The organism is Okeania sp. SIO2F4 (genome assembly GCF_010672385.1).
Lineage (GTDB): Bacteria > Cyanobacteriota > Cyanobacteriia > Cyanobacteriales > Microcoleaceae > Trichodesmium.
In genome coordinates, this window is the sequence record NZ_JAAHGT010000143.1 from 1 (window position 1) to 14,935 (window position 14,935).

A 14,935-nucleotide genomic window follows, 5' to 3' on the forward strand; every position below is an offset into this window, starting at 1 on the left:
TCTTCGATTTTTGCTTTTAGTGCGGGAATGTCAAAGATAGTCCTGGGTTGTTCTCAGGCGAGAAGACAAATTTTCTATTTTTCGTTTAATGTCTAATACTTCCATGGCGATCGTCTCCTAATCAAAAAAGTCTTTGTTTGTTGTTGCGCTAACCGCGCCCCTCAGATATATTTATAGCGAGTTTTTGCACTAACCGCCCCTAATTATAAGTGTTTTACCAAACATGATATTACAATACTGACAAATTTAAAATGGTGCGACAGGGTGGAAGCTTATCCCAAACAGGGATTTTTAAGTAGCTTTCAGAGCTTAGATTATCAAATAATTGGGTCTAAAACCCTGCTTTTTCAGGAGAAATGTTTTTAGAGGGTTGCTCACGCATCCCCGTTAGAAAAACAACTTCTGACTTCGTTAAAAATGTCCTAACCTAAATGGGCAGTGCTATACAACCAGAATTACTGCTGGTACGCCAGAAAATTCTAGGTTTTAGGGAAAATACTAAAAGTAGGGGTTTGGTCACCAAACCCCTACACAAGAGCAGGGCTATTTCATCAACTGCTCACTGCTACTAATAACCTAGTCGCGACCACCACCACTAATTGCAATTATCAGTCGCAGAATAAAGATAAATAGGTTGATGTAAGTTAAGTACATAGAGAGAGCTGCCGGAATATACTGATCGTCTCTATAAGTACGGGGCAAAATGTAGAAATCTACTACTGCAGCACCAGCAAATAGAAATACACCAATGCCAGAGATGGCAATTTCTAACCAACCTGCTGTATAAATACCGAAAAAGCTAAAAATAACTTGGCCGACAACTGCTACTAATAGCGCCATTATTCCCAGGCTAACAGTTTTTGTCAAGGCCATGCCATCTTCTTCAGACAAATTTGAGCCTATTTGACGAGCTGCAATAAAAGTAACACCACAACCCAGGGCTGCAAAACCTACTCCCCCAATACCTACGCCTTGAGTACTTAAAGCCACAAATACTAAACCACTCAGGGTATATCCGGATAGCAAGCTATAAGTAGCCAATAAAGGTAGAGCCACATTGTTATTGCCTTTTTCCGCAATTCCACGGGCAACAAAAAATAGGACTAATTCTGCGATGAGGGCTATCCAGAATGTAGTCATAAATATACCTGGGTTAGAGCTTAAGACTCCTAGGCCACCAAATGTACCTACTGCTGTAAGAACTAGGCCACCCCCTACAAGAGGTAAGGCATTAGCAATCACGTTTGGGCCTACTAACGATTGGCCTTGAGCTTCACGCATTGCTTGACGGAAATTACTGGTATTAGCCATGATAGTTTCTCTTCGTTAATCAAAAAGGATTTCTATATATATATATTGTGACACCTGAGTGGATTTTGTGCATATACCAGATTACCGACTATTTGTAAATGAATTTGTACATATTTTCCAATAACTTCATTTTAGCTAAAAAATTCTGTTTTCACTCATTATAAATCCCTGGGTAACATTACTTGATTTTTCAGTTCAATCGGTAGAATTGTGCTTGAAAATCTATATAAATCCTTTTTTCTTCATTTTCCATACATATAGCGTAGGTGTGAGATAGTAATGGGCTTAATAGTAAATACCCGGTTGAATGTAAAAAAAATTACAGCTTATGCTAAAAATATCTCTGGTGAAACAGCATTGAATTGAGTGAAATTCCAGCAGATTTTCTTGAAGATTCGGTAAAGACTTGGAAAAAGACTTGCAATACTTAAGTGGGGTTAGCTAGATTATATTTGTGAGGGAAAGAGAGGTTCACAAACCGCTAAAACTACGGATAAGAAGTTAAAGTTTCTACCTAGAATAACAGGTAAACAAACTAAGTATTAACCTCTTATTAATTACTGAGTAAAAATCTACATAACTAATTACAAGGAGTCTTCAAAATGAAAAACCAAATCGTTGCTTCCATCGCTGCTATTCCTTTCGCTGTAGGTGCTTTATTTGCTGGTACTGGCGCTGCAGAGGCTGCTGGATTAACTGGGGGTTTCAGTATAGGTAGTACAATGACCACTATTACATTGTCAGAAGGTGAGTTAAGTTTCGATCCAAATCCAGGTCCAGTAGGACTTGCTGTTACCAGTGGAAGTTTTATGGATTTTAACTCAGCAGCTATTCAAGGCCCCTTAACATTTGATGGAAGTACTGGTACTCCATATACAGTAACTTCTTTTCCCGATACCTTCTTAGATTTTGGTAACTTAGATTTTCCTGGATTAGATGTTCCTAACTTTGGGATAGATGATAGTAGCATAACTGATGGTATTAGTACTTTTTCTCTCACTAAGTCTGAAATACATGTAATGCAGGCGGAAGATAATCCTAATGTAGATATATTAGTATCTCTTTATGGAATTTTTGAAGATGAGGACGGCAAGCAAACCAAAGGTAAAGGTGACTTAACACTTCAGCTAGCAGATACAAATGTCGCATATGTTGAGAATATTTTAAATGGAACTAATCCTAGTGCGAGTGCAACCTTCTCTGGTGCTTTAGTAGGGGAAATGAAAGTAGCAACTCCTGAACCAACTGCATTATTCGGTCTAGGTGTAGTTGCTACAGGTTTAGTTGCAAGCCGTCGCAAGAAAAGCTCCTAAGCAAAAGTCTGGTGATAGGGTGAGCGATCGCTCTACTCTAACTAATAATAGTGATATTAGTGAGAGTCTCACAAACAAGTCTATAAAAAAATAGGCGATCGCATTCTCCTTACCTAATTTGCCTCGATCTTGATTGATACTTATCACGAATTTTACCATTAACTCTAAATTAGACTTTGGTATTTACCATAATTAACAAACATCTACTAGCATCTAAAAAGGTCTAAAGAGGATTAAGAAATCTTATATCACTTTATTTTAGTAACCTTTGAAAATTCTCTTCAATTGGGAGCCGATCATAAATATTTGTTGGTGATATAGAATCAGGTTGAAAAGTCGTCCCCAGCTACAAAATAGAAGCAATATCATGGGTGGCGGGAGATTGCTTGCTTCCACTCCGTTCCAGTTGCAATGACTACAATAACTAATCATCTGAATTTGATACTATCGCATGGTTCAAAGAAAAAGTAAAAATTATCAGGGCGATCAAAACTAGGAATTATCTCAACGTTAGCCCTTGACCCGCGCTCTCCTGACAAGGGAGCTGAGATATGGGAAAACCAATCAATAAGAGCGGTTTTTACAATAGTGTGCTATAGTCCTTAAAGGCTGCTGGGCTAGCAGTGTCAGCGCCAGTCGCTCATGGGGGAGACCCCCTTTGGCGGCGCTGGCAAGTCTTTAGGAGCGCGCCTTTAGACCGGAAAGAGGCGAGGGCCTTGGAGGCTGGTGCATTGTTAGCGAAGCTCCTCTGCAAGAGGCAGCAGAAAGCCCAAATAGCGCGATGGTTAGGAATCCCGCGCTGTCACGCAAGTGCAGCGTCGGGAGGATGTCAAAAGTAATATCATGTCCGGTTAAATAGTTATCATTAGAAGCTCTCGTAGTAGAGCTTGAGCAAAAAGATAGATATTTCATGTTGCTCAAGCCCTACTACAAACAAAAATTTTTTTATCGCTTATGATCCGGAAATCATATAAATCATTTCTACTTTTTTCAGTTGAGCATATATAGCGCTACGCGCAAGTCAGAATTCAGAAGTCATCCCTGACTGAGATTGATTAGAACTACTCCCTACTCCCTACCTCCAAAGATTGAAAATCATATCCGCGTTTGAGCAACGCCAGAATTTTTATTGGATTTCAGGAATTACTTTTGGCGCGGCACATTCTATAAAATTATTGATTAAACATAGAGTTGGACCTATACTTGTACCACGCAAGTTAACTCCTTCTAAATTAGCTCCACTGAGATTAGCAAGAGTGATATTTGTTTCCATTAATTTAGCTTTAGTCAGGTTAGCATTAGAAAAATCTGCATCCTTCAAATTTGCTTGATGCATATTAGCATTGAAAAGATCGGATTCACTCAAATCGGCATTTTCTAAGTTAGCTCTAAACCAATATGATTGACGTAAATTTGCATTAGATAAATTAGCTCCACTAGCAAGAGATTCAATCAAATTTGCTTCAAATAGATTAGCATTTTCTAAATTTGCCTTTGTTAGATAAGCTCTAGATAAATTGGCATGACCTAAATAAGCATCTGTTAAATCTGCACCTCGAAGATCCGCATCATTCATTGTTGCTTTAGAAAGGTTAGCATTAGATAGATTAGCATCAGAAAGAATAGTTACCGCCAGGTTAGCACCAGACAAATTTGCTCCTTCGAGATTTGCTCCTGCTAGGTCAGCTCCAATCAAATTAGCATTAGATAAGTTGGCTCTACGGAGGTCACATCCTGGACATTCATTAGTTTCTAATAGTCTTCTGATAGCTGCTCGGTTAGCTGCTTTTGCTGAGTTTATCCAACCAACTTGGGAGAAAATAATAATAATTGCCAATATTGTTAGTTTCATATTTTGTATTTGAGGTAATTCAGTTATTAGTTATAGCAGGGAACATAGATAATTGATAATTGATAATTAATAATTGATAATTAATAATTAATCTCCAGAGATTTAAAGCCTCTCCTTTTAAATATAGCAGTATGGTTTTAGTTGTGAGATATTGGAGATTTTTAGTGAAGGGGGAACACTTAACTGGGAACACAGAAGAAGGAAAAATGTATCTATTACGATCGGGACTTACGCAGATCTACTAAATGTAGAGTCTAAAACTATTGCGCAACAGTTTTTAAACACTATATCTAGAGTCTATGCGTAAGTCCTGATGATAAGATAACTGCTATATTCTACACCTTTAAGGAATACTTCAATTCTCACATCTGATTCGGTGATTGCTATAGATAATTGATAATTAACAATTTATAGATAGTTTTCATTATCCATTATCCATTATCCATTATCCATTATCCATTATCCATTATTAATTATTAACTAGACAGTGCAAAGTTATTGGAATAGGCATTGCTAGCCACGGCTTTCAGCGGTTTCCAGCTTAGAAACTCTCTATTTAGAGCTGTATGTACTGTAAGCCTTGACTAATAATACTTTCAGTCAGATCGGTAAATCGTTTTTTAGAAGAACTTTGTACTCTCCAGTTATTAATTATTAATTATTAATTATTAATTATTTAGTTGTCATAGTATAACTACCATCCCAATCATTTGGTGGTGGAGTTTTTATATAGTCAAGCGATCGCTCAATATGTATAGCAACAGCTTTATCTTCAGGTCTAATTTTTTTTGCCGTCTCAAAATAATTAATTGCCTCAGAAAATTTCTTTTCTGTATAAGCTTGTCTAGCTTTAATATAAAGTTCTAAAAATTGTTCTGTTTCCTGGTCAATAGGTTGAGAAATTGCACCAATCAATTCATATATACTCACAGCTTTTTGTTTACCTTTTACTTTAACTTTATCTAACTCTCTGACCAAAATATAATCGCTACAAAGTTGATAAGTAAACTCACTCAAAATAATATCACAACCATATTGTTTAGTAATTGCTTCTAAACGGGAACTCAAATTTACACCATCACCAATTACTGTATAATCCATTCTTTTTTGGGAACCAATATTACCAGAAACCACTTCTCCTGAACTAATACCAATACCAATTTTAAATTGTGTTTCATTAGGACGAGATAAATTAAATTCCCGGAGACGGTGACGCATATCCAAAGCAGTTTTCACAGCCATCAAAGCATGATTTTCTAAAGATAATGGTGCGCCAAAAACTGCCATCAAAGCATCCCCAATAAATTTATCTAGAGTTCCTTCATGGTTAAATACTGCCTCTACCATTGTCTCAAAATATTCATTCAAAAGTTTAACTACTTCAGATGCTTCTAGATTTTCTGTAATACTTGTATAACCTCGAATATCAGAAAATAAAATAGTTACTTCTTTACGTTCTCCTTCAAGTAAAGCATCTTCACCTAAAGCCATTACTTGTTCTGCTACTCCTGGTGTCATGTAGCGATACATCGCATTTTTCATGCGTTTTTCTTGACTAATATCTTCTAAAACTACCAACCCACCACGCACGCCACCTACAGGATTTGTCAAGGGATTAACTGTTAAATTAACACTCCGTTCCAAGACTCGATCTATTTCTGATAAATCTATTGATTTGCTAATATTTTTGTGATTATTTTGAATCAGATTTTCCTGGATATTTGTTGATATGTTTTCTCCCCAAGCAAAATAAATATTGGGATTTTTTTGGTCAGGAACTGCTAAGATTTGGATTAGTTCTTCTTCCTCTTCCCTATCTTTATTTATAAATGAACCTACTCGTAAGTTTTGTTCTGGAACATATTGTCTAGTACCATTATTCAGACTGTCTTCTAAACGGAACTTCAAATTTTCAATTGGTATAACTTCCCATAGATATCTACCAATCAATTTTTCTTCCCAAATTTGCCCACTTGTTTTACCTTTAACTTCGTGTTTAATAGGGCAACCCAACATTTCTAAAGCTGCTTCATTAATAGTCACAATTCTGCCTTGCATATCTGTAGAAATTACAACATCAGACAAACTTTGTAGGATATCTTTCTGATATTGTTTTTCTACTAAAACATTTTCAAACAATTGAGAATTTTGGAGAGCAATACCTGCTTGAGCATTAAAAGCTAATAAAAATTTTTCATCTGAAGCGGTAAAACTACCTTGATTTTTATTAATTAACTGAGTTACCCCAATTAATTCACCTTTAGCATTGTAAACAGGCATACAAAGAATATTTCTAGTTTTATAACCTGTTTTTTGGTCTGTACTAGGGTCAAAACGAGGATCGAGATAAGCATCAGGAATATTCAGAGTTTGTCCAGTAGAAGCAACATAACCAGCTATGCCACGATTTGCTGGTATTCTAATTTCCACAATTTTTTTTCTATCTGCTGTTGCTACCTTAGTCCAAAGTTCATCTGTTTCTTTACTAAGTAGAAATAATGTACTCCTGTCTGCCTGCATCAGGTTACGAGCTTGATCCATCACAGCTCTTAAAGTTTTTTCCAGGTCTAGACTTTGACCTAAAGTTGTGGTAGCTTTTAGTAGTGCTGATACCCCTCGCTGATTCCGAGCCACAACATAAAAAGATTCACAACTTTCGAGAATAATCCCCATTGACTCAGCGAAAGAGCGGAATAGTTGCTCATCTTCTCGATCAAAGGGGACATCATTTGATTTATTCAGTAGTCGTACCACTGCTACTGGTATATGAGAGTTAGTGGTACTAAAAATTGGCATACATAGGATGGTGCGAGTATCATAGCCTGGGGGTTGGTCTACCTCTTGGTTAAAGAGTGGGTGACTCTTGGCATCGGCAATATTGAGTGCTTCTCCTGTCGTAGCCACATGACCTAAAATACCTACATTAATTGGTAAGTGGTACTCTTGAGATTTAGCTGTATTTTCTACAACTGTCTTGTACCAAAGTTGTTTTTTTTCTTGGTTAACCAGAAAAATAGTTGTTTGATCTGCTTTCAGGACTTGACCAATTTTTAAGGTAAAAGCATCTAAAAGTTGTTCTAATAAAGTTTCGATACCTTCATTATTAATTAAGTCTATGGCCCGGTGATATTGATGAAACTCTGCAGTAATAAAGTCCAGAATACAAACAAACTCTTCTACTGGCAAATCTTTGACACGAGTTGCCAGTAGACCCATACTATCAACTTGAGTCAATGTTGCGAGAATACTGCCTGCAGCATTAGAGAATGTCATTTCGACTTCTTTTTCTTAAAGTTAAATGGCTCCAACTTAAGTTTATTTTGCTTTGCTTAAATTTTCCAACCTAAAGTAGCATGGTTAGTTTACCAAAAAAAAAGGTTTAAAACCTTTTTTTTTGATATTTTTAAGCTGCCGATAGCATAGAATAGGCAGAGATAATTTTTTGATAATAGTTTCTTAACTGTTGAGTCGCTGCTGACCATCCCCAACGTTCCGCTTCAGCTCTGGCATTTTTCCGTAGCGTTTCTCGTTCTTCTGAGCCGGCTAAAAGGTTTTGAGTAGCTGTAATAGCTCCTTTTTCATCAGCCGGATCGAATAGATAACCATTTATTCCATCTGTAACAATATCAGGAATGCCTCCTGAATTGGCCGCTACTACTGGAGTACCTGCGGCCATTGCTTCTAAAAGTACCAATCCTAAAGTTTCGGTACGAGATGGAAAGATAAAGGCATCAGCAGAAGCATAAGCAGAGGCTAATTCTTGACCACGCAAATAGCCCACAAAATGAGTAGGAGTATCCGCAAAATGTTGTTCTAGGGTTTGTCTGTTAGGGCCATCACCTACAAGAGCTAGGCAAGCGTTGGGGATGGCCTCTAGAATTGGTTTAATACGCTCAATTTCTTTTTCTGCACCTAAACGTCCAATATATAGTAGTATTGTATTGTTGGGATTTCCTCGACTGAGGCGATCGCGCATTTCCAGACTTGCATGGTGTGGCTGAAATAATTCTGTATCTACTCCTCGCTGCCATAAGTCTACTCTTTCAATGCCGTGGTTGCTTAGTTCTTCTACCATTGCTGTAGAGGTACAAAGATTTAGGTCGGCTTGGTTATGGCCTGATTTAAGTAATTCCCAAAGTAAGCCTTCGAGCATTCCTAAACCATAGTGATGTAGGTATTGAGGTAGGTGGGTATGATAAGATGCCACGAGTGGAATATTCATCTTTTTGGCATAGAATAACCCACCCAAACCTAACACCGCAGGGTTTGCTGCGTGAATTATATCTGGCTGAAATTTTTCTAGCTCTTCTCCAATGGTGGGAGTTGGTATTGCTAATTTTAATTCTGGGTATAGTGGTAGGGGAAAACCGTCAATGCCACAAATTTTTGCTCCTTTATATTCTGTAAGTCCTCCTGCTGGAGAAAATATTAGCACTTGGTCGCCAGCACGTTGTAGATGCTCAACCGTGTGACAAAGACGGGTAACTATACCATCTATTTTTGGTAGAAAAGTTTCGGTAAAAAGGGCGATCCTCATAAGTATATTAGCTTGGAAAATATTAGTCAGAATATTGCTTTTTTTGGGCGTTGTAACAGGTTTAGTTATTACCTATTTATTTGAGTCATATCAACTCTGGATATTAATTACTGTCAAGTCTACAGCTACTTGGAATGGAGTGCAAGGAAACAATCTTAGGGTTTGAGAGATTGTTTCCCGACCGTTGCCATGACAACTATTTAAGCGGACTTCATATTAGGAATTGATAATCCTAGTTTGTGTATTATCTCAGAATTATCTACTGGATCAACATTTTCTGTCGGTGTAATTAAATTAATCCATTTATTTGATTCTCTATTACTGCGCTGCTGTTGTACAAATTCTGTAATATCTTCTATCTTTATAATCCAATCTCGGCTATAATTTTGTCAAATTTCACCACGCAGTCCTAGTTGAATTGCTCGTCTTTCCAGTTTTTGACCCATGGGATTATGGTCTGGGTCTCATTGCAATCTTACAGGCGATCGCTGTACAGCTTTTTTCCATTCTTCTATAGTGTTATATATAGCTGGGATAAATTTTGAATGTACTGCTTTTGCTAAAATTTCATCAAATACTGTGGGTTTGATAGTTACAGCGAGAATGACTTCTTGCCCTATTTTTGTTCCCCATCCAGAAAGATACATCATCCACAAAAGTTAGGTTTAATCCAACTCATTCTACTTAGGCTAAACTCACCACTAAAATAACCTTTTAAGGCTGCAAAACGACCTATTTCTGGCTTATATGCTTGATAGACAACTATAGAGTTTTCATCAAATTGCGCTAATATTTGTTTGCCTCGTTCTGGCAAATTACTAACTTTAGTTAAGTAGTTTTCTGTGACTAACTGCATATTAACTAAGTAGTAGTCTTGAGTAATTTTATATCTTAGTTTTTTTTATCATCTGTCAATGATTCTGAAGAAAAAAACAATAAAAATAACTTAGTTTTTAGGTAAACCTTTAGATCTGAGTTTTGTAACTTTATATGACGATATAAATTATCTAAACGTTGGCACTTATACCCGCGCTCTCCTGAAAGGGAGCGTCGTATGGGAATGCCAACCCATGCTATAATAAAACTACGAGCGTGTTAGTAATAGGTCGAATATCTTGAAAGCTAGATACAAATACCGCATTTATCCTAATCATATACAAATAACGCGCATTAATCAACTATTTGGCTGTTGCAGGTATGTTGGGAATAATACATTAGCATATTCTAATCAACTATATTCTGATGGGCAAAAGAAACCTAATTATGTTGACTTAACTAAACAATTCATAACTAAGTGCCAAAAGGGAATTAATTTGGTTAAAGGAAGTTGCATCTACTCCATTACAACAGTCTCTTAAAGATTTAGACCAAGCTTACAGAAACTTCTTTGATAGTTGTAAAGGCAAGGGACAAGGAATTTAGGTTGTTTAACCTAAATTCAAGAGTAAAAAGTCAAAACAAACTGCTAGATTCGTAGGTAAAAATTATCATGTCGGTCAAGATAAAATCTATCTACCAAAAGTAGGAAAAATTAAAATAGTTTTGTCTAGAAAACTACCTAGTGAACCTAGTTTTTTGACTATTATCGGAGATTCTGACAACCGCTACTTTGCTAGCTTTGTAGTAGAAATAAACCCTGAACCGTTACCTAAAACTGACAACTCAATAGCCATTGATTTAGGTATTTCCACTTTTGTAACCTTGAGCAGCCGAGATAAAATTGATGCTCCAAAACCTCTTAAAAATAACCTCAAAAAGTTGGCTAAATTCCAGCGCAAATTTGCCAAGACTGAACCAGGCAGTAAGCGTCGTGAAAAGGCACGGCTTAGAGTTGCCAAGCTTCATGCTCAAATCTAAAGATATTAGGACTGATTTTTTACACAAATTGTCAACTAATTTGGTTAGCAAATACGACAAAATTGTACTAGAAGTATGACAATGTTTCTGGGATGGTTCGTAATAGAAAACTAGCTCAAGCAATTAGTGATTTAGGATGGCGATAATTTAGGACTTTTACAGAGGCTAAATGTGAAAAGTATGGTAAAGAGTTTAGAGTTATTAATCGTTGGGAACCAAAAGTGCCAAAAATGAAGTTGTTGTGGGTTTAAAGGTGGCAAAAAAGAATTGAATGTTTCGCTGCGCGACATGAAACGTGAGTGGGCTTGTTTAAATTGTGGAACATTTCATGACCGTGATATTAATGCTGCTGTAAATATTCTTAATGTAATTCAACCAAAAGCAAAGGTTGAAACAGTCAAAGAAACAGTAGCACAAATGCCTGTGCAAGTCTCACTTTTCAATGAAGTCGCCGAGGTGCAACGGTCGATTATTTATCAGACACGGAAGAAACTTCAGACTTGCCACCCAGCAGATTCCAATGATGTGTCAACCCATCTTGAGTCATTCCTTCAGCTCAGTCTGTTTGATTGATGGATGGGAATCCCGCGCTGTCTCGTCTCGTAGAGCAGCGTCGGGAGGATGTCAATTTTGGCCTCAGTTTTGGATATTCATGTATTTTTTACAGAATCTAATTTTTAAGTTTTTTCTCGATGCCAAGATACCTTGGGTAGAATATGATCTTTATCAACACGTTGCTTGTATTGAATAGCATAGTTGAGTAGAGAATCTAAGAGAGAATCAGACAGATAATGAGGATCTAAACCCAGGTCTAGCAAATTCGTATTTTTGGCATTAAAATAATGTTCCTCTAATTCTACTCTAGGATTATCCAAGTGACTAATCTTTACATCTAATCCTAAAGATTCACCAGCTTTTTGGACTTTCATTGCCAAGTCACTCACACTAAACATTTCAGTAAATTGGTTAAAAACTCGGAATTTTCCTGGCTCTGCGGGGTTAGCGATCGCTATTTCCATGCAACGGACTGTATCTCTAATATCTAAAAATCCACGGGTTTGTCCACCTGTGCCGTAAACGGTAAGTGGATGGCCAATAGCTGCTTGAATACAAAATCTATTGAGAGCTGTACCAAAAACTCCATCATAGTCGAGACGGTTAATGAGGATTTCATCTTTGATTATCTCTTCATCCAAGAGACCAGTTAGAGCAACACCATATACAACTCCTTGATTGAGGTCTGTAGCACGGAGACCCCAAATTTTACAGGCAAAATGAATATTGTGACTGTCGTGAACTTTACTTAGATGATAGAAAGACCCTGGTTGTTTTGGATAGGGTAAAGTATCCTTACGTCCATTATGTTCAATAGTAATGTAGCCTTCTTCTATATCTATATTAGGCGTACCATATTCTCCCATTGTTCCCAGTTTAACCAAGTGAGAGTCTGGGAAGTCTTCTTTCATCGCATAAAGAATATTCAGAGTACCAACTACATTATTAACCTGAGTCATAACAGCGTGTTCCCGGTCAATCATAGAAAATGGAGCCGAACGCTGCTCGCCAAAGTGGACTATAGATTCTGGTTCAAACTGACGTAGTGTTTTACTCAGGAAGTCGTAGTTGGTGATATCTCCTATGTATAGGTCAATTTTTTTGCCACTGAGGTCTTTCCAACGTTGGATTCGTTGTTGAATGGGGGCAATAGGTGTCAGAGTTTCGACTTGAAGTTGGATATCCCAGTGTCGCCTAACCATATTGTCTAGGATACCTACTTCATAACCTTGATTGGAAAGATAAAGAGCGGTTGCCCAACCGCAGTAGCCATCGCCACCAATTACCAGGACTTTCATAAATTTACTTTGAATCTTGCTTACTGATATTCGGTTAATGTACCAGGTATTAGAACTTTTTGACACTCTCTGAATTAAATCAAAGGTTTTTTGAGTACCGAAGGTTCGACCTTAGAACTGAGACGTTTGCGCAGGATTCCGCAGGAAAGCGATCTAACACCATATTATTGCTTTAATAACGTCAGGCTAAAGGTTTCATGTCAGGTCGCCAAACAAGGAGTCTTAAAATCAAATTACGAAATTATCTCCCTTCAGATTCAATCAGTAAATTTATAGTATGCTTTCTGATTATCTCTAATTCTTCAACTCTAGACAATATTTTTATACCATTTTTACAAAATTATAGTTATACCAAACTTTTGATGCCAAACCATTAAGATATTTGTACCGATCGGCTCGAAATATAACTAGCAAAAAACTTCATGAAATTGGTATGATAACTTTTGGGCAAGATATAGCAACTTATGACAGGGAAATGTCAAATGGTAACTTCATCAGCAAAGCTAGTCCAACGAACAAATTCAAAAGGTCCAGCGATCGCTCCCCATACTTGTCGATCTGTTTCCGGGTCACATCCTGTGTCATGGCTAATAAATTTCTGTTCATCTATCTCAAAGTGACTTTTTAGATAGGTAGTTTTCCCTTTACGGACTACAGTACAACCTTTTCCTGGTTCTACTTCTCCCCTAAAACTATTACCTGTCCATTTTGTAATAAAGGTGCAGCCTGGTAATTTTTTAATTTGTTCTGTTTTGAGGGTTTCTAGGCATTGAGGGTTGCGGGAACCTCCATAAAATTCTTCTTCTTGGTCAATGGCATAGTTTTCAATATCTATATGGTCTTCTGAAGGGACTAATTTCAGGATTCGGACTCGATATGGTTTGTTGAGGGTAATGTCATAAGCTTGCTCTAGATATAGGCTAAGTCCATTGAGTAGTTGATATGGAAGCGGACGCATACAAACGCGAATATGAGCAAAAAGGGGTGGGTTGTCAAAAGCTTGTTGTTGGTTACTGAAGTCGGCGGACAACCAACGTGCCAAGGTAGTAATATCTGTTGAGTGGGTCATTTTGATTGAGTGCAAATTCAGGATTTCAAGTTCAAAATAAAATTTTAAATTAAATGTTTTTATTTGATCATTAGGGAACTTTATAAAAAGTTTAACGTCTCTATAATTAATTTTTTATTTTGTTTGCTAGTTAAATATTTTTTCAACCGTTATTTTTTGTCATATTTTTCAAGTTTTGTATTTTGCATTTTTTTAGATAAAGAAAAGTTAATAGTATTTGATGGGGTTGATGTGAACAGTAATTAAACTATTGGGACTAAGAGTAATTATAAGCTGGAATAAAAGCTAATAGGTTGGAATTTAGGAAAATACTATGGAAAGCGGGTTTTAGAGCAGAATTACTTTTTGAGTTTTTGGATATGGCATCTATTTCAATATCAGTTAAGTTGGAATGATTTAGAAGTTTTGCTTCACAAAAAATTTAGGTTGAGAGAGATAAAATATTTGGCCACTTAAACATTTTGTAAGTCATTAGATTTGCTTAGTATTTTGATAGCTAGATCACAAAATTTTTATTCTCAAAAGTGAAGTTCTCACTTATAATCTGGGAAAAATTACTTTCTTGAGAAAAGAAATGGAAGAAGAGTTTGGTTTAATAATAGGATCTCAAATTGATCAAAATTTATTTGTTCCTTCACCTATCAACACTCTCATACCTGGACAACCAACAACTGTACCAGGCTTTGACTTGGTTGATGGGCCAGAAATCATTCCTAATCAATTTGTTGAAGTTCCAATTCCAATAATACCCGGTCCTCCTGGTGCTGTAGGTCCTGTAGGTCCCACTGGCGCTCCTGGTCCTACCGGTCCTGCTGGTCCTACCGGTCCTGCTGGTCCTGTAGGTCTAATTGGTCCCGCTGGTGCTCCTGGTGCTGATGGTGCTCCTGGTCCTGCCGGTCCTGTCGGTCCTCCCGGTCCTATAGGTGCTGCTGGTCCTGTCGGTCCCATTGGTCCCGCTGGTCCTGTCGGTCCCATTGGTCCCGCTGGTGCTCCTGGTGCTGATGGTGGTCCTGGTCCTGCTGGTCCTGTCGGTCCTCCCGGTCCTATAGGTGCTGCTGGTCCTGTCGGTCCCATTGGTCCCGCTGGTGCTCCTGGTGCTGATGGTGGTCCTGGTCCCGCTGGTCCTGTCGGTCCCATTGGTCC

At 37.5% G+C, this 14,935-nt stretch carries 12 protein-coding genes and 1 pseudogene; 5 read left to right on the plus strand and 8 right to left on the minus strand.

The window, feature by feature from the left end; all coding sequences use genetic code 11:
• Positions 1-576 precede the first annotated feature (576 nt).
• Positions 577-1,311 (minus strand): Bax inhibitor-1/YccA family protein, encoded by a 735-nt coding sequence (locus F6K22_RS11690; RefSeq protein ID WP_293097374.1) that lies wholly within the window; start codon positions 1,309-1,311, stop codon positions 577-579.
• 602 nt (positions 1,312-1,913) lie between these two features.
• Here F6K22_RS11690 and F6K22_RS11695 point away from each other — a divergent pair.
• Positions 1,914-2,624 carry a PEP-CTERM sorting domain-containing protein gene (locus F6K22_RS11695; protein WP_293097377.1) on the plus strand — a complete coding sequence of 237 codons (711 nt, stop codon included), beginning with the start codon at positions 1,914-1,916 and terminating at the stop codon, positions 2,622-2,624.
• Here the strand turns inward: F6K22_RS11695 and F6K22_RS11700 are convergent.
• The 5 genes and pseudogenes from F6K22_RS11700 to F6K22_RS41945 all read right to left on the minus strand — a co-directional run bounded on the left by F6K22_RS11700 (position 2,592) and on the right by F6K22_RS41945 (position 9,869).
• Positions 2,592-2,771 (minus strand): hypothetical protein, encoded by a 180-nt coding sequence (locus tag F6K22_RS11700; protein WP_293097380.1) that lies wholly within the window; start codon positions 2,769-2,771, stop codon positions 2,592-2,594. The two genes, F6K22_RS11695 and F6K22_RS11700, sit on opposite strands and share 33 nt — an antisense overlap.
• 979 nt (positions 2,772-3,750) lie before the next feature.
• A complete protein-coding gene (locus F6K22_RS11705; RefSeq protein WP_293097383.1) occupies positions 3,751-4,476 on the minus strand; it encodes a pentapeptide repeat-containing protein in 726 nt (241 codons plus the stop codon).
• Between the two features lie 672 nt (positions 4,477-5,148).
• Positions 5,149-7,749 (minus strand): GAF domain-containing protein, encoded by a 2,601-nt coding sequence (locus F6K22_RS11710; RefSeq protein WP_293097386.1) that lies wholly within the window; start codon positions 7,747-7,749, stop codon positions 5,149-5,151.
• Positions 7,750-7,879: 130 nt separating this feature from the next.
• Positions 7,880-9,013: a glycosyltransferase gene (locus tag F6K22_RS11715; RefSeq protein ID WP_293097389.1), complete on the minus strand. Its 1,134-nt coding sequence runs from the start codon at positions 9,011-9,013 to the stop codon at positions 7,880-7,882.
• 464 nt (positions 9,014-9,477) lie between these two features.
• Positions 9,478-9,869, minus strand: a pseudogene (locus F6K22_RS41945) (DUF4291 family protein).
• Between the two features lie 259 nt (positions 9,870-10,128).
• On the opposite strand from F6K22_RS41945, the gene F6K22_RS11730 reads away from it, so the two are divergent.
• From F6K22_RS11730 to F6K22_RS11740, 3 genes are all read left to right on the plus strand, one after another.
• A complete protein-coding gene (locus F6K22_RS11730) occupies positions 10,129-10,371 on the plus strand; it encodes a helix-turn-helix domain-containing protein (protein WP_293097397.1) in 243 nt (80 codons plus the stop codon).
• A 184-nt stretch (positions 10,372-10,555) separates the two neighbouring features.
• Positions 10,556-10,870, plus strand: coding sequence for a transposase (locus F6K22_RS11735; protein ID WP_293097400.1), 315 nt, complete (start codon positions 10,556-10,558; stop codon positions 10,868-10,870).
• A 267-nt stretch (positions 10,871-11,137) separates the two neighbouring features.
• Positions 11,138-11,443, plus strand: a complete 306-nt coding sequence (locus tag F6K22_RS11740; protein ID WP_293097403.1) for a zinc ribbon domain-containing protein — start codon at positions 11,138-11,140, stop codon at positions 11,441-11,443.
• Positions 11,444-11,547: 104 nt separating this feature from the next.
• Here F6K22_RS11740 and F6K22_RS11745 read toward each other — a convergent pair whose 3' ends face one another.
• Complete coding sequence (locus F6K22_RS11745) at positions 11,548-12,723, minus strand: NAD-dependent epimerase/dehydratase family protein (protein WP_293097406.1); 1,176 nt, start codon at positions 12,721-12,723, stop codon at positions 11,548-11,550.
• A 478-nt stretch (positions 12,724-13,201) separates the two neighbouring features.
• Entirely contained in the window at positions 13,202-13,792 is a 591-nt protein-coding gene (locus F6K22_RS11750; RefSeq protein ID WP_293097409.1) for a chromophore lyase CpcT/CpeT, read from the minus strand.
• Positions 13,793-14,366: 574 nt separating this feature from the next.
• On the opposite strand from F6K22_RS11750, the gene F6K22_RS11755 reads away from it, so the two are divergent.
• Positions 14,367-14,935 (plus strand): collagen-like domain-containing protein (locus F6K22_RS11755; RefSeq protein ID WP_293097411.1); only part of this gene is annotated, 569 nt, incomplete at its 3' end.

Excerpts from the sequence above, each read along its gene's own strand:
- F6K22_RS11750 (WP_293097409.1), bottom strand. The coding sequence starts at position 13,792 with ATGACCCACTCAACAGATATTACTACCTTGGCACGTTGGTTGTCCGCC.
- F6K22_RS11745 (WP_293097406.1), bottom strand. The coding sequence starts at position 12,723 with ATGAAAGTCCTGGTAATTGGTGGCGATGGCTACTGCGGTTGGGCAACC.
- F6K22_RS11715 (WP_293097389.1), bottom strand. The coding sequence starts at position 9,013 with ATGAGGATCGCCCTTTTTACCGAAACTTTTCTACCAAAAATAGATGGT.
- F6K22_RS11710 (WP_293097386.1), bottom strand. The coding sequence starts at position 7,749 with ATGACATTCTCTAATGCTGCAGGCAGTATTCTCGCAACATTGACTCAA.
- F6K22_RS11695 (WP_293097377.1), top strand. The coding sequence starts at position 1,914 with ATGAAAAACCAAATCGTTGCTTCCATCGCTGCTATTCCTTTCGCTGTA.
- F6K22_RS11690 (WP_293097374.1), bottom strand. The coding sequence starts at position 1,311 with ATGGCTAATACCAGTAATTTCCGTCAAGCAATGCGTGAAGCTCAAGGC.
- F6K22_RS11705 (WP_293097383.1), bottom strand. The coding sequence starts at position 4,476 with ATGAAACTAACAATATTGGCAATTATTATTATTTTCTCCCAAGTTGGT.